Origin of the sequence: Dickeya fangzhongdai (assembly GCF_002812485.1) — a bacterium.
Taxonomy (GTDB): domain Bacteria; phylum Pseudomonadota; class Gammaproteobacteria; order Enterobacterales; family Enterobacteriaceae; genus Dickeya; species Dickeya fangzhongdai.
In genome coordinates this window covers 445947-469840 of record NZ_CP025003.1, presented here as the reverse complement: position 1 = coordinate 469840, position 23894 = coordinate 445947, and the positions used below count along the sequence as shown (strand labels likewise).

The following is a 23894-nucleotide window of genomic DNA, read 5'->3' as shown; positions in this document are numbered from 1 at the left end:
ATGACTACGTATAACGACTGGCATCAGGCGGATATCATCGCTGGCTTACGCAAGAAAGGCACCACGCTGGCCGCGCTATCCCGTTCTGCGGGACTTAGTTCTTCCACACTGGCGAATGTGCTGGTACGTCCCTGGCCGAAGGGGGAATGGCTGGTTGCCACCGCGCTGGACAAACATCCCGCTGAAATCTGGCCCAGCCGCTATTTTGATGAAACGGGTACATTGATTGACAGAAAACGTCGCATCAGGCAGGAAAGGGGTAAATAGCGTTCATGCTGGTAAAGCGGTTTTCTGTGCTGATGCCCCATCTTTCCCCCACTTTACCGCGTAATGCATTTCCCCCACTGGATAACGGCAGGAAAACAACAAATCATTGATATACAGTAAGTTAATTATTCTCCCCCACTTAGGGTATATAGGCATCCGGGAAGTGGGGGAAGCCGCCGGATACCATAGCCTGATACCCGGTGCCCCCCACATTTCCCCCGTTTATTCCCCCACGTTACTGCGTTTTGATAATGGCACGATGTTTTCACCATCCAGTGCGATCAGGTCATCCCTGACGAGTTTATCCAGCCAGCGGGTAAACTTTTTGGAGACATCAAACCCCATCGCCCGCATATCGTCACGCACCAGTGCGCGGGTGCAGCCGTCGCCACTGGCCGTGCGCGAGCGGATCGCTTCCCACAGCACTACATGGTTATCCGTCAGCCGGGTGATCCCACTGAGCGCCGGGTCAGCGTCGGTCGGGTCATCGCGGACTTCCCGGCCTTCATCCCGCAGAACCAGCGACGTGACCGGCTCGCCGTCATCGTCCACGTACAGATTCACCGCCGTCAGGTCGTAGGCCCGGCGTGGCGGCTCTTCGGCGTCCTTCATCTTGGTACAGGTCAGGATCAGCGCCTGCCCGTCGGCCTCGCGGCGCACATTAAACTCCACATCCAGCGCAGCCCGGAAGGCACTGGAGCCGCGAGCGCCTTTGTCCTGATCTTTGCCGGAGTGATGAATAATCAGTACCGTGGCCTGCGTGGCCGCCTTGATGTAGTCGCACCCCTGAATAAACGCCCCCATGTCTTTAGCGGCGTTTTCATCCGAACCGCCAAAGCAGCGGGCCAGTGTATCCAGAATGATCAGCCGTACCGCCATCCCGGTGGCGGCCTGCACGTCATGGGCGGCCTTGATCACCTGCTCCACGCTGTCGGGACTGGCCGGGAATACCGGGCAGTCAACGCGATAGAGTGCATCAATCGGGCTACGGTCGTTCAGCGTTTCCTCCCACGCCCGAATGCGGCGCGGTACGCCGATCCCGCCTTCGCCTACCACATAAATCACCGCACCCTGTGTGACCGGTCGGTTGGCCCACGGCTTTCCGGTGGCGATATGGCACGCCCAGGAAACAGCCAGAAAGGATTTATACGACCCGCTGGCACCGTAAGCACTGGCAACTGCGCCGCTCGGCAGGTAGCCCTTGATCAGGTAATCCTGCCGGGTATCAAACCCTTCCGAGCCTTTACGCAGAGGCAGGGCGGAAGAGAAGACCGCAACGGGAGATTGCCCGGCGTCAGGCAATGGGGCCGGGCTGATAACGGCAGGCCGGGTAAGCTGACGCCGGAACGCGGCTTTGGTGGCTTCCATGCCGTGCCGCTGGCGAAAATCATCCCAGTCACAGGCGGTATCGGTCGGCGGCAGGGATACCCAGCCGTCAACGGCCAGCGCTGCTTTCTCCGCCATCAGCTTGCCGGTGTTGGCCGCGCCATCCGAGTGAATATCGTTATCCCCGGCCAGAATCAGACAGCAATGGGGATAACGCGCTCTGAATGCCTGCGCCACGTTCAGCAGGTTATTGGCCGATACCGCCACCACATGGCATGACGAGCACTGTTGCAGGGTGAGTGCGGTGGCATACCCTTCGGTAATAATCAGCTTCGACGGCTCCGGGCCGTGGTTGACCGGAATAAACGCCCCTTTCAATTGCGTGCCGGGATACAACCGCTTTTCACCGCCGGGCGTGATCAGTTGCGCGCCCGCCAGTTCACCGGAGGTGCGGAACATCGGCAACAGTAGCGATCCTTCACCAAACCGGACACGCCCGATGGTCATCGCCTGTGCGGCAGTCAGCCGCATCGCCGGTGTCATCAGCCCTCTGGCTTTCAGATACGGGCTTTCCCCGGTGCTCGCGGCAGCCATCAGCGCCTTGATGCGCTCCGCCAGCGGGCGGGGATCAACCGCCTTTTCTCTGGCGGGCGGTGTTTCACTGGCTGATGACGCCAGTGCCGTCACCATTCTGGCCGCTTCTGCAATGTCACACCGCCTGACGCGGGCGACCAGATCCAGACCATCACCGTGGCCGCAATGATTGCAGAACCAGGTGCCACGCCCACGCTTATCATCAAAGCGGAAGCGATCTTTTCCACCGCAGACAGGGCAAGGGCCATGCTGGCCCCCGGCAGGAAAGTAGATATCTAATGCCGCCAGAATCGACGGCCAGCGGTGGCGGGATTGTGCAACACTTTCCGAGACAAACTTACTCATTGTCCGGCCCCTCCGCATCCAGCGCGTCATTCAGCAGGTTAAGTCGCTCCCATAAGATGAACATCAGCAGCTCTTTGGCAACGGGGTTTTCTAGCTCAATGATGGCGTAGGCCAGCACCCGGCAGTGATCGGCGATCTCTTCCAGTAACAACGGTGTGGGGTTATACATAGCGCACCTCCACAAGAGAGGTGAAAGATTGCAGGCAGGAATAGCTAAGGGTCGTAGCCATAAGGCAGCCTCCGTGGTAAGCAGAAAACAGCCACCACCTGAGACGCCAATCCCGTGGGTGGTAGCCCAGACGGGGTTGGCGTAACCGGCTACCACGGGCTCCGGCGCTCCTTTCGGAGCCCCCGCCTGAGCCACCATTGACAGGTGTGCGCAAGCACTGTCTATAAAAAAACACGCAACATGATGTACGTGTTTTTTAGACACCGTGGTAATCGTCGGAACGCCAATTCCGGCTACGGATTTTGCCGTAGCCCGCGCAGTATAGCCCAATTTGCCCGCCAGAAGAAAAGCTGAATGACTCATTTTCGCCCCTCCGCCCGCTGACGGATACGCTCGGCAATCCAGTCGTTGATTTCACTCTCCACCCAGGCGACAGAACGTGCGCCCAGCTTCACCGGCTGGGGGAACTCGCCACGATCGATCAGGTAATAGATCCAGGATTTTTTGAGGCTGGTTTTTTTCATCACATCGGGCAAACGCAACAGAGTGAGACTGGACATCATTACGCCTCCTCCTGACGGGTGTAGACACGTTCAACATAACGGCCACGGCCATCGCCATGACCCAAATCCATCGACACCAGCGCCCGTGCCTCCTGACGGCTAAACCCGTCGGCAAGGTAGAAACGCATGGCATCCTGCGCCCAGGCATAACGCAGACTGTGGGGGGAGTGTTGGCCGGTCAGGCCAAGGCGGGTAGTACGGGCACGCCAGAAATTCATGGCGGTTTTCAAATCCGGCTTATCGATGAGTTTACCGTTGCGGTTGTCGGCGATGACGAGTGCCTCACGCACAGCAGCAAGTACCGCTGCGCTGTCCAGCACACGGGTTTCACGCGGTCGCCCGCCTTTGGTGCCAAACACGACAGTGAGCCGGTCAGCCTGCCGGGTCAGTTGCTGCTCCCAGCGCTTGAGCGAGGCGCAACACTGCACCGCTTCCTGCGAACGCAACCCCAGCAACCGGGCAAGCTGGAGCGCACAGGCCAGACCGGCATCTTCCCGGCGGGCGGACTCCAGCACGGACTGATAGAGCGCATCCGGGATGGCATATTTAGTGCCTGCCCGGCTGGCACCACCCAGCCCCAGCGCCTGATTGCTCAGGCGGGGGTCATCCACCAGTTTGCCCCGGCCTGCCAGACGCAGCACGCTGCGCAAGGCGGACATCTCGTTATGCAGCGTGCGCAAAGCCATGCCCTGAGAGCGGCGGGCCGACACATAGCTTTCGATATGCCGGGCTTTAACGTGCTGTACGCTGCGCACCTGAATGTTGAGTGCCAGCAAATGACGGCACAAACGCTCAACAATACGGAGGCGATCATGAACCGTTTTATGGCTGCCACCCGCCTGTTTCGCCCATGTTTTCATTTCACGACTGAGTTTTGTCATGCTCTTATCTCGACTTCAGCCCTTCGGCGCATGGCTGCTATGCAGAGTCGGTGCTCTGCCTGAACGATACCTGTGCGCCTGAGGGCTTGGGTTTTGTTGAGGTATCGGGGGTTCGGTGATGCACACAGTGCAACCGCTGTTCACACAGTCATACCCCCAGGCAAATCGCCTGCCTCGGTATCGATCCAGAATGCTTTTAAACACAATGAGGCGCGAAAACGGTGGTGTCAGAATGTTGACACGCAGCGCAAACGGCCATGAGTAAAGTCGAGAAAGACGTCAGTGCGCGGCGTCACTTTCACCTGCTTGCGCGGTAAAAGTGACGCCGGGTGAAAGCGTGACAGGCGGATACAGCCCTGATGCATTACGGCATCATGCGGTACAACCCGCACGTTCACACGTACAGACGGCAATCGTTGGGACGAGTAAAATCGAAGTTGCACGCTAACGTGAACTTACGAGAGTAAGCGCCAGTTAAGTCGCTTAGTATGTGAAATCACTACAACGATAAACGTTGCAGCTACAAGCCAGTGTCCTACGGTACGGGAAAACCGCGCTCTGGCTGGGTATAGTATAAGTGAAGCATTTTACGCCGCCCGGCAAGCCGGGTTATGGGTAAAACTTAGGGCCCAATGGGCTATGGTTTAGTTTAACTGACCTTCATCGTCACGCTCGTAACGGCGCTCAAACTACCTGACGACATCTGCTCCCAAAGGCTGGCAGATTTACCGCGCTTCTTCATCACGCTCTCTTCCTTGCAGGCGATGGAAGAGTAACAGTACCGGTGTGGTCGCCCGAAGGCGTCAGTCTCAGACCACGCTCCATTCCCTATGACTTTGGCGTTGTGACCACCCGAAGGCGTTTCTCACGGGTCACTCGTATCATCCTGATACTGGAAACATTGGTGGCTGTCATCGACAGCGGTGTTGCGTGGACAAAATTACGACAGTTTTGGTGGGATTTCAAGGGGGTGAGAGTCTGATTCTATAGCTATTAACGTAGCGAACAGGGCACAGCGGAGACATTTTAAGGCCAACGAGTGAGTCAGACCATGTAAAAACAATTCATAAGAAATGATTATGAATCACTCGAAATCTCGATTGATAAAAAAAATTTATTCTGCTAAAAATATCGATACAAGTCTCATGAAAATATTAATAAATAGTAATATAAAATTTATTTAGAGTTAGAGGAAACCCATGAGTAAAATTTCTTATTATTCACATGATTGCCAAGAGATTGTTGAATTATTAGCAAACTGTTTCACCAATAACAACCTCATACCTATTATTGGTTCAGGATTTACGGTTGGATGCCAAACAAAATCTGGAAAGCAAGTCCCTTCAGGCACACAATTTGCTAAAAAGATGGTTGAAATAATAGTTGAAGAAAAAAAATTATCTGATGAAAAAAAAGAAAAAATAAAATCAAAGAAATTCAGCGAAATTAGCGATCTTTTTTTTAATGATGATTGGGTTAACAAAGAAAAGAGAAGAAAATATCTTATAGATAGCTTCGATGGAGCTGCTTTGGATACACCTCAAAGAGCATTTATACGAGATATAAGATGGCCTTACATTTATACTCTTAATGTAGATGATGCAATTGAAAATTGCTCTGATTACAAAATAGCCTTACCTTATGATCAGCACTTATCATTTGATTCTAAAAATCATCCAACATTATATAAAATACATGGAGACATACAATATGAAATGAGACATGAAGTTAGTAGGTTGATTTTTAAGAGATCAGATTATCTCACATCATTAGAATCAAATCGCAGAATGCTTGAATTATTGCAATTAGACTTTAAAGAAAAAAACATTATTTATATTGGCTGTAGTTTAACTGATGAGATTGATCTGGCGTTTGTTGTAGCCCAACACTCACAAATTGGAAGAAAACAGACACAAAACATCATGTTTTTAAATGAAAAACCTGATGAGATTGATGAGCAAGATTTCATAAATATGGGGATTAACAATATAATATTATTTGATGAAGGGAAATATGAACAAATATACTCATTAATAAATTCAGCTTATCAATTATCCTCAAGAAACTCTCCAGAGCTTAACGAGTTCAGATGTAAAATAAAAAAACTATCACAATCCCCAATAGAAAATAAAGAATATCTTCTAACTGGCATAGCACATCTAAATGATGGAAGACAGTATAACAGCCTGATAGTTCCGTACTTCTATGGAAAAAGAAAAATAGAAGATGAAATTACAAGATCGTTGCAAGAAAAAGAGATCACAATTATCAAAGGGACGAGGGTTTCTGGTCGTACTTTACTTTGTTATAGTATACTTAGCAATATAATAGATAGGAAAATATTCATTGTTAGTTCAAATAACAAACTAAACAATCACGCATTAAACAGACTAATTGGACAGGAAAATTCTATAATATTTTTTGACTCTAATGTCTTAGATGCTGAGTTACTCAAGAGGATTAAGGCACAGAGAAAATTCTTTAAAAACAAGAAAATATCAATTTTACTTTGTTCTGATCTGAATAATAGTGATGAAGAATATTTTTTAGATGTTGACGATTCAACAGTCGTATATACATTATCTAACAAGCTGTCAGAAAATGAGGTATTGAAAATCAACGAGGGGGCTATAAAGGTCAGCCTTCCTACATTTACCACAGGAAAGTATTTACTCGAAAAAATATTCAACGTCTATCAAGTACTTGGTGAAAATAATTATTTAAAAAGAATAGATGCCAGTGAAGAACTTTATATTTGTTTATGTACCATCGCCACAAAATACAGTATCACGGGACAGGAAATAATAACTGGTGGCTTTAATATAAATAAGACAAAAGGAATTACTAACCAGCATAGCCCATATCTTGAAATTGAGAGAATAAAAAATGAAGAGAAATATGATCACACTAGTTTCAAAATAACTTCTTACGCGTCAAGTTGGGTAGTTGCTTTATTAAGGGAGTTTTATCGTAATAAAGGAAAGGATTGGTGCGTTGATAACTTAATTAGATTCCTTAAAAACACTTATCCAAAAGATAAAAGCCTAGCAACCTCGATAAGAAAGTTTGATAATTTAAACCATATTTTTACAGAAGGTGATAGAGGTGCCGCAGATATTATAATTGACTTATACAACCGTCTTCAAGAAATTGAAGGGCAAGAACCTGATTTTTATGTTCAGAAAGCAAAAGCCTATTATAACATTTATCAAGGCAATAACCTTATTGCCGAAATAAATAATAGAATAAGAGAGTTAAATACAGCATTTACATGGGCTAAATCATCCAAAAACCTAACTGCCGAAAGAAATATAATACATATCACAGCACTATTATGGATTCAAAAAATGAACCTACTTGATATAGAGTTCATCAATGAACATGAGTTCTCAGAATCATTTAAATGGATTTCGAGCGCTATAGGTAATGTGGAAAACAATAGTTACCGTGATACATTACTGAACGGCAGAAGTAAATCTGCAAAAAATCTCAAAAAGTACATTGAAAAAATGGAAAAATTCAAAGGAAAACTCCCCTTCATGTTAAAATACCGAGTCGAGTGGGATGAACTAAAGTCAATATTTAACACCTATTAAAAATACTCAATCTCGTTATTTTATTAATAGCGAGATTGATAATATTGCCCTTGCAATAATAATTATTTCGCAAAATCGAATGGTGTCACTTCAGCTATTTTATTAGCATCAAGATAATCCGCCCACCACTGCACCATCAAGCGACGTTCATCCAGATACTCAGAAGTGTGAGTATAAGCCGCCCGGACATTATTCCGCTCAGAATGACTTAGCTGACGCTCTATCGCGTCGTCACTCCACAGGCCAGATTCCCCTAACGCGCCTCGCGCCATCGTTCTGAAACCGTGTCCGCAAACTTCGGTTTGCGTGTCATAACCCATCGCTCGCAGCGCGTTATTGACTGTGTTTTCGCTCATCACTTTTTCCGGGTCATGATCACCTGGGAAAAGGCATTTGCTGTCGCCGCTAATTGCCTTTAACTGCTCCAGCAGCGCTACAGCCTGACGACTGAGCGGCACGATGTGCTCTTCCTTCATCTTCATGCCACGATAGGAGTAACGCACACCTTTGATCGCTTCTCGCTGTGCCGGAACCCGCCAGTAAGCCTTATCAAAATCAAACTCGCGCCATTGGGCAAAACGAAGTTCGCTGGAACGTACAAACGTCAGCAACGTGAGTTCGACTGCGATACGTGTCATCTGGCGGCCACGATAAGCAGCAAGCCGTGACAGGAACTCATGAAGACGTTCCGGCGGCAATGCGGGATAGTGTCGTGCTTTCGTCGTCGTTAATGCCCCGCTCATGTCACTGGCCGGGTTAGAGTCAATATAATCGTTCTGCACGGCATAGCGCATAATCGCCGTAACACGCTGTTGCAGGCGTTGTGCTACATCGTGCTTGCCGCTGGCATCCACCGCTTTTATCGGCGCTAACAGATGGCTGGTTTTGAGTTTACGGATATCTGCCGTGCCAATATGCGGAAAAATGTACAGTTCAAGATAACGCATCACCCGTGCGCGGTGATAATCGCCCCAGCGCTTGTTGCTGGCGTGCCACTGCCGGGCGATAGTCTCAAAGGTATACGCCCCCGCAGTTTCAGCCTGTGCCTCTTTTTGTTCAGCCTTTGGGTCAATACCTTGCACCAGCAGCTTTTTAGCTTCATCACGTTTAGCGCGAGCCTCAGCCAGGGTGACTGTCGGCCAAACACCAAAAGCCAGCCGATCTTCTTTCTTGTCATCTGGACGCCGATACTTCATGCGCCAGTATTTTGAACCGCGTGGGGTAATCTCAAGGTATAAGCCGCCCCCATCCGCCATCTTGTAGGTTTTCTCTTTGGGCTTGGCAGTCTCGACCTGACGGGCATTGAGCTTCATTTTGGGGGCACATATCTTATCGAAGTGGAGATGCCCCCCATTATGCCCCCAACAACTTCTGGATTACAACGGATGCAAAAAGACCATTGTGGAAAAAACGCACAATCCACACAGACAATAAAATTAGATTAAATTTTTATTTAACAATTACATATGGAAGTTACTGGACGATAGCGGACACAAAAAAAGCCACCCGAAGGTGGCTTGATTTTTGAATTTTGGTGCCGAAGGCCGGACTCGAACCGGCACGTATTTCTACGGTTGATTTTGAATCAACTGCGTCTACCGATTTCGCCACTTCGGCACGAAGTAGTACTTTGCGGAAAACGTGGTGGATTATACCGTGGTGCGGGCCCGGCGCAACCCCAATCCGTCGTATGGCGTTGCGAGCGCTGAAAAAATCGCCGTTGTCGGGACGATATCGGTGGATGGCAGAGTAGTCTGATAAAAAAACGGGCGAACCGCAGGCCCGCCCGTTTGGTGGAAAAGGTGAATCAGCGCCGTTTCAGCAGCAGCGTGATGCTGATACACAGGAACAACGCACTCGGCAACAGAGCGCCCAGCACCGGTGGAATGTGGTACACCAGACTGAGCGGGCCGAAGATCTGATCCAGCACGTAGAACATAAAGCCAAAACTGATGCCGATGATGATACGCACACCAGCCGGCACGCTGCGTAGCGGACCGAAAATAAATGACAGCGCCATCAACATCATCACCGCCACCGACAGCGGGGCAAACAGCTTACTCCACATATTGAGCTGATAGCGGCTCGCTTCCTGGCCGCTCTGGTGCAGGTAGTTGATATAGTCGAACAGACCGCGGATCGATAACGCATCCGGATCCAGCGCCACCACGCCGAGCTTGTCCGGCGTCAGGTTAGTTTTCCACTCTCCACTCACCGTCTGGCTGCCGCCAATCTGCTTGTTGTCGCGCAGGTCGGATTCTTCCACCTGCGACAGTTTCCAGGCGCCGTTCTCATACACCGCCGACGACGCATAGCGTATCGATAACAGTTTGCTCTGTTTGTCGAAGTGGTAGATATTGACCCCGGCCAGCTCGTTTTCTCCCGCCACCCGCTGGATGTAGACAAAATCATTGCCGTCTTTGGCCCATAACCCGCCCTGGGTTGATAACATCGAGCCGCCGTACATCATCTGGGAACGGTAATTGCGGGCCATCTGCTCGCCCGCCGGCGCCAGCCATTCACCAATCGCCATAGTCAGCAGCACCAGCGGAATAGCGGTTTTCATCACCGCGGCGGCAATCTGTAAACGGGTAAAGCCGGAAGCCTGCATCACCACCAGTTCACTGCGGGTCGCCAGTGTGCCAAGCCCGAGCAGGGCACCCAGCAACGCGGCCATCGGGAAGAAAATCTCAATATCTTTCGGCACGCTGAGCAAAGTATACAGCCCGGCGCCCATCACCGAGTAACCGCCCTGCCCGACTTTGCGTAACTGATCGACAAATTTGATGATGCCGGAGAGCGACACCAGCATGAATAACGTCATCATGATGGTGTTGAAAATGGTTTTACCGATATAGCGGTCCAGTACGCGAAACATCTCAGGCCGCTCCTTTTATTTTCTGACGATTGCCCGATTTCAGGCTGGCGCGAATTTTACGCGCCGGCACGCTGTCCCACAGGTTCAGGATGATGGCAAACGAAAGATAGGCCAGATTGGTCAGCCACATCCACATCATCGGGTCAAGCTTACCTTTGCCGGCGTTGGAACGTAGCGAACTCTGCAACAGGAAGAACACCAGATACAGCAACATGGCGGGCAACATGCTCAGTACCCGGCCCTGACGCGGGTTAACCACGCTCAGCGGCACCACCATGATAGCCATCACCAACACCGACAGAATTAGCGTCAACCGCCAGTGAAACTCGGCTCGGGCGGCGATATCCGACGAACGCCACAGCGTTTGCATATCCATCTGATCGACGTTATTCGGATCGAGCGCGACCGGCTGGTAACCGATAATCGCCTGATAATCGATGAAATCGGTAATGCGAAAATCGCGCAGCATCGCCGTGCCTTCATAGCGGGTGCCCTTGTTCAGCGTCACCACCTGGGAACCGTCGCTGCGTGCCGCAACCGTGCCGCTCTCCGCCACGACCACCGACGGTCGGGAGTTCTCGCGCGGATGCAATTGCGCCAGGAACACCCGCTCAAAATCACTGCCGTTCGCCTTGCCGACGAACAACACCGAGTTGCCGTCCTGCGTCTGCTGGAACTGGCCTTCCGCCAGCGACGCCATGCCCGGGTTGGCGCGCGCCTCCGCCAGCACTTCATCCTGATGGCGCGACGACCAGGGGCTCAGCCACAGCACGTTTGCGGCGGCGAGCGCTCCCGTCAGCAGCGACAGCAGCAGCGCGGCCTTGAGCAACACGCCTTTGCTCAGCCCGCAGGCATGCATGACGGTGATTTCGCTTTCAGCATAGAGCCGCCCGAAGGTCATCAGCAGCCCGAGGAACAGACTCAACGGCAGAATCAGTTGCGCCATCGCAGGCACGCCCAACCCCAGCAGGGACAAAACCAGATTCGTCGGGATGTCGCCGTCCACGGCAGCGCCCAATATCCGCACCAGTTTCTGACAGAAAAAAATCAGCAACAGGACAAACAGAATGGCCACCTGGCTCTTAAAGGTTTCCCGTACCAGATATCGAATGATGATCACGCTTAATTACGCCTGTGAAAACTTGTATTTTTGCAGGAAAGTCGATAGTTTTTTCGCTAACTCGCCATTTACACTCATTTGTGGCAACCTTCGTAGCTAAAGCTTTATTAAAACATCCCTGTTTGTAGGATGTTTATCAGAACCTGCTGAGTATCCTCTGCACAGATTCGCTACGTCGTTTAGATTAACACAGGTTATGTTAACGCAACGGCGGGAAAATATTACGGAATGTCACATTCTAGCCGTAGATCCCGCCGTTGTCTTTAAAGATTCAGGAGAGTACATGGAGTTCAGCGTAAAAAGCGGTAGCCCGGAAAAACAACGCAGTGCCTGCATTGTCGTCGGCGTGTTTGAACCGCGTCGGCTGTCCCCTATCGCAGAACAACTCGATAAAATCAGCGACGGTTACATCAGCGCGCTACTTCGCCGTGGCGAACTGGAGGGCAAGGTCGGGCAATCCCTGCTTTTGCACCATGTACCCAATATTCTTTCCGAACGCATTTTGCTGATTGGCTGCGGCAAAGAGCGCGAGCTTGATGAACGTCAGTACAAGCAGGTGATCCAGAAAACCATCAACGCCCTCAATGAAACCGGCTCGATGGAAGCAGTCTGCTTTTTGACCGAACTGCATGTAAAAGGCCGCAACACCTACTGGAAAGTGCGTCAGGCGGTCGAAACCGCCAAAGAGACGCTCTATACCTTTGATCAACTGAAGACCAACAAGGTCGAGCTGCGTCGCCCGTTGCGCAAGATGGTGTTCAACGTGCCGACCCGCCGCGAGCTGACCTCCGGCGAGCGCGCCATCCAGCACGGTCTGGCGATCGCCTCCGGCATCAAGGCGGCCAAGGATCTGGGCAACATGCCGCCCAACATCTGCAACGCCGCCTATCTGGCCTCGCAGGCGCGTCAGTTGGCCGACGGCTACAGTCAGGTCACCACCCGCGTCATCGGCGAACAGCAGATGAAAGAGCTGGGTATGAACGCTTATCTGGCGGTAGGACAGGGCTCGCAGAACGAATCGCTGATGTCGGTGATCGAATACAAGGGCGACCCGGACAACAACAGCAAACCGATCGTGCTGGTAGGCAAGGGCCTGACCTTTGACGCCGGCGGCATCTCCATTAAACCGGCCGACAGCATGGACGAAATGAAGTACGACATGTGCGGTGCGGCCTCGGTTTATGGCGTGATGCGCGTGGCGGCGGAGCTGGCGTTGCCGCTCAACATCATCGGCATTCTGGCTGGTTGCGAAAATATGGTCGATGGCCGTTCCTATCGCCCCGGCGACATTCTGACCACCATGTCCGGCCAGACGGTGGAAGTGCTGAATACCGACGCCGAAGGCCGTCTGGTTCTGTGCGATACCCTGACCTACGTCGAGCGCTTCGAGCCGGACGTGGTGATTGACGTCGCCACCCTGACCGGCGCCTGCGTCATCGCGCTGGGGCACCACCTGACCGGGCTGATGTCGAACCACAATCCGCTGGCGCACGAACTGCTGGGCGCGTCGGAACAAGCGGGCGACCGCGCCTGGCGCCTGCCGCTGGGTGATGAGTATCAGGAACAGCTGGACTCCAACTTCGCCGACATGGCCAACATCGGCGGCCGTCCAGGCGGTGCAATCACCGCCGCCTGTTTCCTGTCGCGCTTTACCCGCAAGTACAGTTGGGCGCATCTGGATATCGCCGGCACCGCCTGGCGTTCCGGTAAAGCTAAAGGCGCGACCGGCCGCCCGGTGGCGCTGCTGTCGCAGTTCCTGCTGAACCGCGCCGGGTTGAATGACGCCGAGTAACCATCGGCAATCGCCACCGCTGGCCGGTGGCGCATTCATCCCCTTCCGGCCTGATCCCCGCGCTTGCGGGGATTTGTTATTCTGTCTGTGACCCTCATCGGTATGCGGAGCACCATGAAAAACGCGACCTTCTATCTTATTGATCATGAAAGCCTTATTGATCACGATCACCCCAGCGGCGAACTGAACGCCTGCGAGGCGCTGGCCTGCTCCCTGGCGGCGGCGCGCTGGCGTGCCGGCCAGCGAGTGCTGATCGCCTGCGAGGACGAGCAGCAGGCATTAAGGCTGGACGAGGCGTTGTGGCAACGCGAACCTCACGCGTTCGTGCCGCATAATCTGGCGGGAGAAGGGCCGCGACAGGGCGCGCCGGTGGAACTGGCATGGCCGCAGAAGCGCGGCAACGCGCCGCGCGACGTGCTGATCAGCCTGCAGCCGCAGTTCGCAGATTTTGCCACCGCTTTCCATGAAGTGATAGACTTCGTCCCTTACGAAGAATCTCTGAAACAGTTGGCGCGCGACCGCTACAAGGCCTATCGCAGCGTCGGCTTCCAATTGACCACGGCGACGCCGCCAACTCACTGACTTTTTGAGCATAATGGAAAAGACATACAACCCGCACGACATTGAGCAGCCGCTGTACGAGCACTGGGAAAAACAGGGCTACTTCAAGCCCAACGGCGACACCAGCCAGGAAAGCTTCAGCATCATGATCCCGCCGCCCAACGTCACCGGCAGCCTGCACATGGGTCATGCTTTCCAGCAAACCATTATGGATACGATGATCCGCTACCAGCGCATGCAGGGTAAAAACACCCTGTGGCAGGCCGGGACCGACCACGCCGGTATCGCCACCCAGATGGTAGTGGAGCGCAAGATCGCCGCCGAAGAGGGCAAAACCCGCCACGATTACGGCCGTGAAGCGTTCATCGATAAAATCTGGCAGTGGAAGGCGGAATCCGGCGGCACCATTACCCGTCAGATGCGCCGTCTGGGCAACTCGGTAGACTGGGATCGCGAGCGTTTCACCATGGACGACGGCTTGTCCAACGCGGTGAAGGAAGTGTTCGTCCGTCTGTATAAAGAAGACCTGATCTACCGCGGCAAACGCCTGGTGAACTGGGACCCGAAACTGCGCACCGCCATTTCCGATCTGGAAGTGGAAAACCGCGACGTCAAAGGCTCAATGTGGCACCTGCGCTACCCGCTGGCGGACGGCGCCAAAACCGCTGACGGCAACGACTATCTGGTGGTCGCCACCACCCGTCCGGAAACCGTGCTGGGCGATACCGGCGTGGCGGTCAACCCGGAAGATCCGCGCTACAAGGATCTGATCGGCAAATTCCTGATCCTGCCGCTGGTCGGCCGCCGCATTCCGATCGTCGGCGACGAACACGCCGATATGGAAAAAGGCACCGGCTGCGTGAAGATCACCCCGGCGCACGATTTCAACGACTACGAAGTCGGTAAGCGTCATCAGTTGCCGATGATCAACATCCTGACCTTTGACGGCGATATCCGTCAGGAAGCGGAAGTCTTCAGCACCAACGGTGAAGCCAGCACCGCCTACAGCAGCGAAATTCCGGACGCTTTCCGCGGGCTGGAACGTTTTGCCGCCCGTAAAGCAGTCGTGGCCGCCTTTGACGAACTGGGCCTGCTGGAAGAAATCAAAGCGCACGACCTGACGGTGCCGTACGGCGACCGCGGCGGCGTGGTTATCGAACCGATGCTGACCGACCAGTGGTACGTGTGCGCCGGCGTGCTGGCTAAGCCGGCCGTCGAAGCGGTGGAAGACGGCCGTATCCAGTTCGTGCCGAAACAGTACGAAAACATGTACTTCAGTTGGATGCGCGATATTCAGGACTGGTGTATCTCCCGCCAGCTGTGGTGGGGTCACCGTATCCCGGCGTGGTACGACGACAACGGCAAGGTGTATGTCGGCCGCGATGAAGCCGAAGTGCGCCGCGACAACAACCTGAGCGCCGATGTAGCGCTGCGTCAGGACGAAGACGTGCTGGACACCTGGTTCTCCTCCGGGCTGTGGACCTTCTCCACCCTGGGCTGGCCGGAGCAGACGCCGGAGCTGAAAGCCTTCCATCCGAGCAGCGTGATGGTCAGCGGCTTCGACATCATTTTCTTCTGGATTGCCCGCATGATCATGCTGACCATGCACTTCATCAAGGATGAAGACGGCAAGCCGCAGGTGCCGTTCCACACCGTGTACATGACCGGCCTGATCCGCGACGAGGAAGGCCAGAAGATGTCCAAATCCAAGGGCAACGTGATTGACCCGCTGGATATGGTGGACGGTATTTCGCTGGAAGCGTTGCTGGAAAAACGCACCGGCAACATGATGCAGCCGCAGTTGGCGGAAAAAATCCGCAAGCGCACCGAAAAACAGTTCCCGAACGGCATCGAGCCGCACGGCACCGATGCGCTGCGCTTTACGCTGGCGGCGCTGGCTTCCACCGGCCGCGACATCAACTGGGACATGAAACGTCTGGAAGGTTACCGCAACTTCTGCAACAAGCTGTGGAACGCCAGCCGCTTCGTACTGATGAATACCGAAGAACAAGATTGCGGTTTCAATGGTGGGGAGAAAGTACTGTCGCTGGCAGACCGCTGGATTCTGGCGGAATTCAACCGCACGGTGAAAACCTACCGCGAAGCGCTGGACGGCTACCGTTTCGACTTGGCCGCCAACGTGCTGTACGAGTTCACCTGGAACCAGTTCTGCGACTGGTATCTGGAACTGACCAAACCGGTGATGACCGGCGGCAGCGAAGCCGAACTGCGCGGCACCCGCCATACGCTGGTCACCGTGCTGGAAGCGCTGCTGCGTCTGGCGCACCCGATCATCCCGTTCATTACCGAAACCATCTGGCAACGGGTGAAAGTGCTGAAAGGCGTGACTGCCGACACCATTATGCTGCAGCCGTTCCCGGCCTTTGACGCTGCGCTGGACGACGAGCAGGCGTTCAACGATCTGGAGTGGATCAAACAGGCGATCGTCGCGGTGCGCAACATCCGTGCCGAAATGAACATCGCGCCCAGCAAGCCGCTGACGCTGCTGCTGCGTGATGCCTCCGCCGATGCCGCCCGCCGCGTACAGGACAACCTCGGCTTTATTCAGACGCTGGCGCGTCTGGAGAGCATCACGCTGCTGCCGGCTGGCGACAAAGGCCCGGTATCCGTTACCAAACTGGTGGATGGCGCCGAGTTGCTGATCCCGATGGCGGGTCTGATCGACAAAGTGGCCGAGCTGGATCGTCTGGCAAAAGAAGTGGCGAAGCTCGAACTGGAAATCAGCCGCATCGACAGCAAGCTGTCCAACGAGGGTTTTGTCGCGCGCGCGCCGGAAGCGGTTGTCGCCAAAGAGCGCGAAAAACGCGACGGTTACGCGGTCGCCAAAGCCAAGCTGCTGGAACAACAGGCCACCATCGCCGCGCTGTAATCAGGTCATTGGCCGGCGCAGATAAACGCGGCGTCGGTCTTGATTGATTCAATAATCAGCCTCTCCCCAGTGGAGTTTAACGCTGACAGTAAAAAGCCCCGCTTTTCATCGCGGGGCTTTTTCATTGATGTGATTCTACTTTATATCCGGCGTGGGTTACTGCGCGCCGACCAACGCCACGCGCGGCTGCGCATTGAGGCTGCCGCCCAGCACCGGCTGCGTCTCATTGTCGAGACGGAAGCTGGCGATCGACTGTTGCAGATGCGTCACCTGCGCCTGCAGCGAACTGGCGGCGGTCGCCACTTCCGCCACCAGGCTGGCGTTCTGCTGGGTCACCCCGTCCATCTGGCTGATGGCGATATTGATCTGCGAAATGCCCCGGCTCTGCTCGCCGGAAGACAGCATGATTTCGCCCATGATATCCACCACCTTGCGGACATCCGACAGGATCTCATCCATCGTCTTGCCGGCCACTTCCACCAGCCCGGCGCCTTTTTCGATACGGCTCAGCGAGTTATCGATCATGTTGCCGATCTCTTTGGCGGCCGTGGCGCTGCGCTGCGCCAGCGTGCGCACTTCGGACGCCACCACCGCGAACCCTTTGCCCTGCTCGCCCGCCCGCGCCGCTTCCACCGCCGCGTTCAGCGCCAGCAGGTTGGTCTGGAAAGCGATGCCGTCGATGACGCCCACGATGTCGGAAATGCGGGACGAACTCTGCTGGATAGAACGCATGGTATCCACCACTTCCGTCACCACATCGCCGCCGCGGGATGCGGAATCCGACGCTTTCTTCGCCAGATCGTTGGCCTTGCGGGTGTTGTCTTCGTTATTGCTCACCGTCGCCAGAATCTGTTCCATACTGGCGGCGGTTTCATCCAGCGATGCGGCCTGCTGCTCAGTACGACTGGACAGATCGATGTTGCCGGACGCGATCTCCTCGACGCCGACGCTGATGGCGTCGGTGCCGTTACGCACCGCAAGCACCATATCTTCCAGCCCATCGCGCATATGCTGTACCGCGCCAAACAGCTGGGCGATTTCATTATTGCCGCGAATCTCAATTTTCGCGCGCAGGTCGCCTTCGGCAATCCGGTCAAACACGGTAATCGCCTGATTGAGCGGTTTTACCACCAGATTGGTCAGAATCGACCAGGCCAACGCCGCCAGCACCAGCGCGCACACAATCACCACGGTCAGAATGACCTGCATACGGCTAACGCGCGCATTAGAATCACTGTACGCCTCATCAATGCTCTGACGTTTGTACTGCACCAGCTTTTTCGCCGCGCCGTCAAAATTGGCGTACAGCGAAGTGGATTTACCCGCCCGCTGGCGATACTCATCCAGATTACCGGCTTCCAACGCGATAAACGCCGGGTTGATGAATTCATTCATCAGGGTGTCGCGTTTGGTCGCCATATCGGAAGAAATGGCCTTTTCCTGTTCGAACTGCGGATACGTCAGATACTCCTGCCACTTCTTGCCGGCGTCATCGATTTTGCCTCTGGCGCGCTTGAGCGCCACCGTGGCGGCATCCTTATCTCCGTTGCTCATCAGCGACTCGTACAACCGTAAATCCAGACGGGCGCGCAATAACAATTCCGAGCTTTCATTCAGCGCCACCAGCCCCGGCAGCACCACATTATCCACATGCGCAAAAGATTTATTACCCGACTGGACGGCTACCAGCCCCAGGATGCCCACAATCAATGACAGCACCGCCAGAGAGAACACCATAATACTGAGCGTTGTGCGGATCTTTATCTTACGAAACATAATTGTCCCTGTTGTTTGGTAATGAAAACCATGAGCTTCAGCTCACACGTAAACCGCAACAAAAATGAAAAGGAAATATCATGAAAGGAAAAGGCCGGCGTTATTGTATAGACATCATTGTGTAGTAGTCGCCGGCCCAGTGTTTTCAATTTCCGTTATTTATTATGTGGCGGAACCGCCGCCAGGAATTCACCCAGCTTATTTTTGTAAAACTTCGCCGACATCATGGTGGCGTGTCCGCTGGTTTCTTTACTTGCCGGGATCAAAAACAGCTCGGCGCGTTTCACTTTTTTCAGTTCACTTTCCAGTATTCCTGTTTCAACCGGATTACGCTCATCGTCGGCGGAATTGATCACCAGCAGCGGCGCCTTGATGCGGCTTAATTCCGGCGAGGCGTTATAATCCGCCGAGGAATTCCAGATATAAATAAAGTCGTTGGCGTCGCTGGTTACCGGCGCGGCCAGACGCTCGTCCACCAGTTTGTCCGCCTGCGCGCGGGTCGGCGCTTTGCTCTGGTAGGCCAGCGTACCGCCCGTGGTGGCGATGCTGAACATGATGTTGGCGGTCTGCAACGACGGCGGCTGGCTAGTGTAATCGCCGTTTTTCCACGCCGGATCGCGCTTGATGGTCTCAATCAGCATGCGGCGTAGCATCCAGTTGCGGCCCGAGAGTTCGTTCGGCTGCGACGCCATCGGCACCAGCGCATCCATCATGTCCGGGTATTTTTCGCCCCACATCCAGGTATGCATACCGCCCATCGAATATCCCATCACCAGACGCAGATGCTTAATGCCAAGACCTTCGGTCAGCAGGCGATATTGCGCCAGCACCATGTCATCGTAGTTATATTGTGGGAATTTAGTACGCAGGCCGTCGGACGGCTTGGCGGATTTTCCGGAACCGATGCTTTCAGGAATGATGATGAAATATTTGCTGACGTCCAGCGGCTGGCCGGGACCAAATAATTCACCGCCAAAACCGGCGGCCAATAAGGCGATGATCGGCTGATTAGTGCCGTGCAGCAATAATACGGCCGGCTTTTTACTGTCGCCCAACGTGTAATAATGAATACGGAGATTGTTGACGGTTTCTCCGGTATGGAATCGGAATTCAGGCGCGGCCCAATTTCCTTCTTGTGGTTGTAGCGTTTGTGCAGTCGAAAAAGGGGATAAAACAAACAGAAAAACCAGACCAGCCAGTCCAGACAACAAGCGATTAACCATAGAACAACTCTTCCGTAATCATAGGCGGGGGACCCTGATGTTAATATTTCCTGTAAAATATCCCAATAATGCTCGCAGACTAATGATTGAAAAAATAATTATATGCCGCCAATTTTAGTTATCGCGGCATATAATTTAGTCCTGAACAATACTCATGAAATAATCCGTGTCCCGATTCTGTTCAGGCATACGCCGCTAACCGCAAAGGACGCCCGCCGTTACCCTCCGGTTGCCGATATTGTCGCCTGTGCGCAGCGGCAAAGAGATGAACCAAGCCGTCATTTACAGTGGCAGATGCAGGAACTGATTGAATTCGCTGGCTGTATACTCAGCGAACGCCTCGCCATTCACGAAACCCTGTTTACGATACAGCGCCAGCGCCGGTTCAAATGCCGGACCGCTGCCGGTTTCCAGACTCAGGCGACACAAGCCGCGCCGACGCGCTTCGGCCAGAATATGGGCCAGCAGACACGCGGCCACGCCCTGACGCAAACACTGCGGATGGGTGCGCATCGATTTCAGTTCTCCGCTGCCGTCCGGCAGCATTTTCAGCGCGCCGATACCGGCGATCTGCTCGCCGCGCCAGACGCTCCAGAACGTGACGTCCGGTGCCTGTAAACCGGACAAGTCCAGCGCAAATACCTGCTCCGGCGGCGAATTATCGTGCATTCCAGTCAGATGCAGGGCCACCAGCGCTCGCGTGGCCTCGCCGGTCAAGTCATCGTTGCGGATCACCAGCGGATCACGTGGGGATGTGTTTGTCATTATCATCAGCTCCGTTGCAAAAAAAGATCAGGGGGCGCAGATAGCAATCAGGTAGCGAACCGGACCCGGACCGGGATTATGGAAACCGGACGCGCCATACAGGCGATAGCGCAGGCTGTCCCGCGGGCCAAGCGTGTGCGCCACGCCTTCCAGCGTCATAACCAGTTGGCCATCGAGCACATACAGATGATGTTCCAGGCCCGCCAGCGGCGGCACGGCGTAATCGATAAGCACGCCGGCCGGCAGCTCGCCGTGGATCACTTCGGCGCGAAACCCGGCGGAAGGGGGAGAAATACTGCGCCGGACAAACCCGGTTTCCGGGTCAATCCATACCGGTTGTTGCGCTTCGCTCAGCTTCTGCGGCAACTGAGTTTCCACCTCGGCCAGCAGGCACGATAGGGTACAGCCATACACCGCACACAGGCGGCCCAGCAACGCCGCCGTCGGGCTGGACTCCATACGTTCCAGCCGGGATAAGGTTGCGCGGCTGATGCCGCTGTTCTGCGCCAGTTCGTCCAGCGACCAGCCGCGTTCACGTCGCAGCCCCGCCAGCCGCCCGGCCAAGCGACGATCGGTTTCGGAAAGACGATCGGTTTCAGAAATGGAAGGTTCCATCGCGTCTCCTGAAATATCAATTTTGATAAAAAATCTCATAAATGAGAAAACAGATCAAGATATGTTCAGAATGAGACGCAATGGGAACGGATTATTCAGCTGTATGTTTAACGCGGGATCCACATCATTGTCGGGCGATTACCGCTGCGCTAATCCGCTGTTGCGCTTTTTGTTACGCGCCTTTATCAATAACAGGGTTTTGAGCCGGCGCGTCGGTACGTATAATCGGTGATACGTGTAAACGACGGTACGTATCATCGGGAAACGCCAGCCGATTACCGCCGTTTTCGACCTGACAGGATTCTGCCGACAAGAGTGAGCAACATGACAACTTCAGCGTCCACACCACTGCTGACCCGCCCGATTACGGCCGCGGATAACGCGGCGATTGCCAGCGTGATACGCCGGGTTTCCGCTGAATTCGGCCTGACGGCCGACAAGGGATATACCGTGTCCGACCCGGATCTGGACCGGTTGTTCGAACTCTACTGTCGCCCCGCCAGCGCTTACTGGGTGGTGGAATGCAACGGCGAAGTGGTGGGCGGCGGCGGTCTGGCCCCGCTGTCCGGCGGCGAGCCGGATATTTGTGAATTGCAAAAAATGTATTTTCTGCCGCTGGCGCGCGGCCAGGGCATTGCCCGGCAACTGGCGGAACTGGCGCTGACGTTTGGCCGCGAGCAGGGGTTTCGCCGCTGCTATCTGGAAACCACCGCGCACCTGACCAGCGCCATCCACCTGTATGAAAGACTCGGCTTCGAGCATATCCCGCATGCCATGGGCAACACAGGTCATGTGGACTGTGAAGTCAGAATGCTGAAAACGCTGTAAGGGCGCAGGCGCCGTCATTGCGCTGCGTAGAAAACACATCGCCCGGCGGGTGCCGGGCGATAGAGAACACGAGAATCAGTGACGTTTGCCGTCGTCATCCTCATCGTAAAAGTCTTCGTCTTCCCCGAATTCGTCTTCATCCTCGCCGTCCGGGTCTTCGAAATAGGTGCCCCAGCCGTCGTAGTTGACGCCATGACGCTCGGCCAGCGACAGCAGTTGTTCCACCTGCTGATCGATCAGCTCGGCGCTCAACGCCACCTCGCTGATAGCATCGCAGCACATCAGCACCACGCCGTCTTCCATTTCCATTTCTTCGGCGTCGGTAACTTCGTAACCCAGTTTGAACGCATCCACCGCCACTTTTTCCAGATCTTCAAACTTCTCGGCGGAGAAATGGTGTTCGATGGTGTAGAGCGCATCGGGATCGCTGCCGTCCTCCAGCAATTCCTCAATGATCAGACGGGTCTCTTCACGTTGTTCTTCCAGCAGTTCGCGGTTTGCCATGTCTCAGTCCTCATAAAAGCGGCAAAGATAGGGTTATTTTCCCACAGGCTAGCCTCTCTCTCCACCATAAAGTTTGAACGCGGCACTTGAATTTGAATATTTACACATATAAAGTGAATTTTAATTCAACCTTCAGTGTTGAGCCACATGGAGAAGACAACGATGAACCCGTTCTACAAACGCCATTTTTTACGGCTGATGGATTTCACGCCGGCTGAAATCAGCAGCCTTCTGGCTCTCGCCGCCACGCTCAAAACCAATAAGAAAAACGGCGCCGAAGCCCGCTACCTGCAAGGTAAAAACATCGCACTCATCTTCGAAAAAGATTCGACCCGCACTCGTTGCTCTTTCGAAGTTGCTGCATACGATCAGGGCGCGCAAGTCACCTACCTCGGCCCCAGCGGCAGCCAGATCGGTCATAAAGAATCAATGAAAGACACCGCCCGGGTGCTGGGCCGCATGTACGACGGCATCCAGTACCGCGGTTACGGTCAGGAGTTGGTGGAAACGCTGGCCGAGTTTTCCGGCGTGCCGGTCTGGAACGGCCTGACCAACGAATTTCACCCGACCCAGTTACTGGCGGACCTGCTGACCATGCAGGAGCACCTGCCGGGTAAATCGCTGTCGGGCATGAAGCTGGCCTACGTGGGCGACACCCGCAACAATATGGGCAACAGCATGCTGGAAGCCGCCGCCATCACCGGGCTGGATCTGCGATTAATCGCCCCGAAAGCCTGCTGGCCGGATGCCGGTCTGGTGGCGGAGTGTCAGGCGGCGGCAGCCAAAACCGGCGGTTCGATTACGCTGACAGAAGACGTGGCGGCCGGGGTGAACGGTGTGGACTTCATCTATACCGATGTGTGGGTTTCGATGGGGGAACCGAAAGAAGTGTGGCAGCAGCGTATCGACCTGCTGCGGCCGTATCAGGTTAACGCCGCGATGATCGCCGCTACCGGCAACCCGCAGGTGAAATTCCTCCACTGCCTGCCGGCGTTTCACGACGACCAGACTACGCTCGGCAAACAGATGGCGGAGCAATACGGCCTGCACAACGGTATGGAAGTCACCAACGATGTGTTTGAATCCGCCCACAGCATTGTGTTCGATCAGGCGGAAAACCGCATGCACACCATCAAAGCGGTGATGGTGGCGACACTGAGCCAGAGCGTCGAGATTTAAGTAGCGAGAATATGAGCCAAAT

Annotated in this window: 19 protein-coding genes, 1 tRNA gene and 1 pseudogene; 7 read left to right on the top strand and 14 right to left on the bottom strand. The window is 54.1% G+C overall.

Annotation, left to right across the window (positions count from 1 at the left end):
- The gene (locus CVE23_RS02195) at nucleotides 1-267 is read left to right on the top strand and encodes a helix-turn-helix domain-containing protein (RefSeq protein WP_013316114.1); all 267 of its coding nucleotides are present in this window, start codon (nucleotides 1-3) and stop codon (nucleotides 265-267) included.
- A 222-nt stretch (nucleotides 268-489) separates the two neighbouring features.
- Here the strand turns inward: CVE23_RS02195 and CVE23_RS22985 are convergent, their stop codons facing one another.
- The 5 genes and pseudogenes from CVE23_RS22985 to CVE23_RS02175 form a co-directional block, all read right to left on the bottom strand.
- The gene (locus CVE23_RS22985) at nucleotides 490-1635 is read right to left on the bottom strand and encodes a helicase RepA family protein (RefSeq protein WP_373287837.1); all 1146 of its coding nucleotides are present in this window, start codon (nucleotides 1633-1635) and stop codon (nucleotides 490-492) included.
- Nucleotides 1636-1644: 9 nt separating this feature from the next.
- A pseudogene (locus tag CVE23_RS22980) lies at nucleotides 1645-2532 on the bottom strand (primase-helicase zinc-binding domain-containing protein); the annotation flags it as partial.
- Nucleotides 2525-3064, bottom strand: coding sequence for an ash family protein (locus CVE23_RS23190; protein ID WP_100848772.1), 540 nt, complete (start codon nucleotides 3062-3064; stop codon nucleotides 2525-2527). The pseudogene CVE23_RS22980 and the gene CVE23_RS23190, both read right to left, overlap by 8 nt.
- Nucleotides 3061-3261 (bottom strand): helix-turn-helix transcriptional regulator, encoded by a 201-nt coding sequence (locus CVE23_RS02180; RefSeq protein ID WP_188726100.1) that lies wholly within the window; start codon nucleotides 3259-3261, stop codon nucleotides 3061-3063. The genes CVE23_RS23190 and CVE23_RS02180 overlap by 4 nt, the downstream gene beginning before the upstream one ends.
- A gap of 2 nt (nucleotides 3262-3263) precedes the next feature.
- A complete protein-coding gene (locus CVE23_RS02175) occupies nucleotides 3264-4145 on the bottom strand; it encodes an integrase domain-containing protein (protein ID WP_100848770.1) in 882 nt (293 codons plus the stop codon).
- 1199 nt (nucleotides 4146-5344) lie between these two features.
- Between CVE23_RS02175 and CVE23_RS02165 the strand changes: the two genes are divergently transcribed.
- A complete protein-coding gene (locus CVE23_RS02165) occupies nucleotides 5345-7741 on the top strand; it encodes an SIR2 family protein (RefSeq protein WP_100848768.1) in 2397 nt (798 codons plus the stop codon).
- Between the two features lie 62 nt (nucleotides 7742-7803).
- Here the strand turns inward: CVE23_RS02165 and CVE23_RS02160 are convergent, their stop codons facing one another.
- From CVE23_RS02160 to lptF, 4 genes are all read right to left on the bottom strand, one after another.
- Nucleotides 7804-9054, bottom strand: coding sequence for a tyrosine-type recombinase/integrase (locus CVE23_RS02160; protein WP_100848767.1), 1251 nt, complete (start codon nucleotides 9052-9054; stop codon nucleotides 7804-7806).
- Between the two features lie 219 nt (nucleotides 9055-9273).
- A tRNA-Leu gene (locus CVE23_RS02155) sits at nucleotides 9274-9358 on the bottom strand.
- A gap of 190 nt (nucleotides 9359-9548) precedes the next feature.
- Entirely contained in the window at nucleotides 9549-10619 is a 1071-nt protein-coding gene (gene lptG, locus CVE23_RS02150; protein ID WP_100848766.1) for an LPS export ABC transporter permease LptG, read from the bottom strand.
- A 1-nt stretch (nucleotide 10620) separates the two neighbouring features.
- Nucleotides 10621-11739: an LPS export ABC transporter permease LptF gene (gene lptF, locus CVE23_RS02145; protein WP_049855261.1), complete on the bottom strand. Its 1119-nt coding sequence runs from the start codon at nucleotides 11737-11739 to the stop codon at nucleotides 10621-10623.
- 283 nt (nucleotides 11740-12022) lie between these two features.
- On the opposite strand from lptF, the gene pepA reads away from it, so the two are divergent.
- The 3 genes from pepA to CVE23_RS02130 all read left to right on the top strand — a co-directional run bounded on the left by pepA (nucleotide 12023) and on the right by CVE23_RS02130 (nucleotide 16982).
- Complete coding sequence (pepA, locus tag CVE23_RS02140; protein ID WP_013316104.1) at nucleotides 12023-13531, top strand: leucyl aminopeptidase; 1509 nt, start codon at nucleotides 12023-12025, stop codon at nucleotides 13529-13531.
- Between the two features lie 114 nt (nucleotides 13532-13645).
- The gene (locus tag CVE23_RS02135) at nucleotides 13646-14113 is read left to right on the top strand and encodes a DNA polymerase III subunit chi (protein ID WP_100848765.1); all 468 of its coding nucleotides are present in this window, start codon (nucleotides 13646-13648) and stop codon (nucleotides 14111-14113) included.
- A 13-nt stretch (nucleotides 14114-14126) separates the two neighbouring features.
- Nucleotides 14127-16982 carry a valine--tRNA ligase gene (locus CVE23_RS02130; RefSeq protein WP_100848764.1) on the top strand — a complete coding sequence of 952 codons (2856 nt, stop codon included), beginning with the start codon at nucleotides 14127-14129 and terminating at the stop codon, nucleotides 16980-16982.
- 156 nt (nucleotides 16983-17138) lie between these two features.
- Here CVE23_RS02130 and CVE23_RS02125 read toward each other — a convergent pair whose 3' ends face one another.
- From CVE23_RS02125 to CVE23_RS02110, 4 genes are all read right to left on the bottom strand, one after another.
- Nucleotides 17139-18758, bottom strand: coding sequence for a methyl-accepting chemotaxis protein (locus tag CVE23_RS02125; protein WP_038662925.1), 1620 nt, complete (start codon nucleotides 18756-18758; stop codon nucleotides 17139-17141).
- A gap of 155 nt (nucleotides 18759-18913) precedes the next feature.
- Nucleotides 18914-19981 (bottom strand): alpha/beta fold hydrolase, encoded by a 1068-nt coding sequence (locus CVE23_RS02120; protein ID WP_100848763.1) that lies wholly within the window; start codon nucleotides 19979-19981, stop codon nucleotides 18914-18916.
- 282 nt (nucleotides 19982-20263) lie between these two features.
- Nucleotides 20264-20746 (bottom strand): GNAT family N-acetyltransferase, encoded by a 483-nt coding sequence (locus CVE23_RS02115; protein WP_100848762.1) that lies wholly within the window; start codon nucleotides 20744-20746, stop codon nucleotides 20264-20266.
- Between the two features lie 27 nt (nucleotides 20747-20773).
- Entirely contained in the window at nucleotides 20774-21361 is a 588-nt protein-coding gene (locus CVE23_RS02110) for a helix-turn-helix domain-containing protein (protein WP_100848761.1), read from the bottom strand.
- 324 nt (nucleotides 21362-21685) lie between these two features.
- Here CVE23_RS02110 and CVE23_RS02105 point away from each other — a divergent pair, with 324 nt between their 5' ends.
- Nucleotides 21686-22189: a GNAT family N-acetyltransferase gene (locus CVE23_RS02105; RefSeq protein WP_049855257.1), complete on the top strand. Its 504-nt coding sequence runs from the start codon at nucleotides 21686-21688 to the stop codon at nucleotides 22187-22189.
- Between the two features lie 75 nt (nucleotides 22190-22264).
- Here CVE23_RS02105 and rraB read toward each other — a convergent pair whose 3' ends face one another.
- Nucleotides 22265-22693 carry a ribonuclease E inhibitor RraB gene (gene rraB, locus CVE23_RS02100; protein WP_038917641.1) on the bottom strand — a complete coding sequence of 143 codons (429 nt, stop codon included), beginning with the start codon at nucleotides 22691-22693 and terminating at the stop codon, nucleotides 22265-22267.
- Nucleotides 22694-22855: 162 nt separating this feature from the next.
- Between rraB and argF the strand changes: the two genes are divergently transcribed.
- Nucleotides 22856-23872 carry an ornithine carbamoyltransferase gene (argF, locus tag CVE23_RS02095; protein WP_038917640.1) on the top strand — a complete coding sequence of 339 codons (1017 nt, stop codon included), beginning with the start codon at nucleotides 22856-22858 and terminating at the stop codon, nucleotides 23870-23872.
- Nucleotides 23873-23894 lie beyond the last annotated feature (22 nt).